At 65.7% G+C, this 935-nt stretch carries 1 pseudogene; it reads left to right on the top strand.

Going from position 1 to position 935, the window contains the following annotated elements:
- Positions 1 to 12 precede the first annotated feature (12 nt).
- Positions 13 to 935: pseudogene (locus tag GQ56_RS47375) on the top strand (ESPR-type extended signal peptide-containing protein); the annotation flags it as partial.

The following is a 935-nucleotide window of genomic DNA, read 5'->3' as shown; positions in this document are numbered from 1 at the left end:
GCGGCCGGCCAGGTGACCGCGACGAGTACCGACGCGATCAACGGCAGCCAGCTCTATTCGGTCGCCCAGCAGGTCGGTACCGCGACCAGCGCCATTTCGTCGCTGTCGACTTCCACGTCGACGGGCCTCTCGTCGGCCAACAGCTCGATCACCTCGCTGTCGACCTCCACGTCGACCGGCCTGTCGTCGGCCACCAGCTCGATCGGCTCGCTGTCCACCGGCCTCTCGTCGACCAACAGCTCGGTCACGTCGCTGTCCACGTCCACATCGACGGGTCTGTCGTCGGCCAACAGCTCGATCACGTCGTTGTCGACCTCCACGTCGACGGGTCTGTCGTCGGCCAACAGCTCGATCACGTCACTGTCCACCTCGACCTCGACGGGTATCACCTCGCTGTCGACCGGCCTCTCGTCGACCAACAGCTCCGTCACCTCGCTGTCGACCTCGACCTCGACGGGCCTCTCGTCGGCGAATAGCTCCATCACGTCGCTGTCCACGTCGACCTCGACCGGCCTCTCGTCGGCCAACAGCTCGATCACGTCGCTGTCCACCTCGACCTCGACGGGCCTCTCGTCGGCGAATAGCTCCATCACGTCGCTGTCGACCTCGACCTCGACGGGTATCACCTCGCTGTCCACCGGCCTCTCGTCGACCAACAGCTCCGTCACCTCGCTGTCGACCTCGACCTCGACCGGCCTCTCGTCGGCGAATAGCTCCATCACGTCGCTGTCCACGTCGACCTCGACCGGCCTCTCGTCGGCGAATAGCTCGATCACGTCGCTGTCCACGTCGACCTCGACGGGCCTCTCGTCGGCCAACAGCTCGATCACCTCGCTGTCCACGTCGACCTCGACGGGCCTCTCGTCGGCGAATAGCTCCATCACGTCGCTGTCGACCTCGACCTCGACGGGTATCACCTCGCTGTCCACCGGCCT

The sequence above is a fragment of the Burkholderia paludis genome, assembly GCF_000732615.1.
GTDB classification, from domain to species: Bacteria; Pseudomonadota; Gammaproteobacteria; order Burkholderiales; family Burkholderiaceae; genus Burkholderia; species Burkholderia paludis.
Note: the sequence above shows the minus strand (reverse complement) of the source record. Positions and strands in the feature narration are given on the sequence as shown.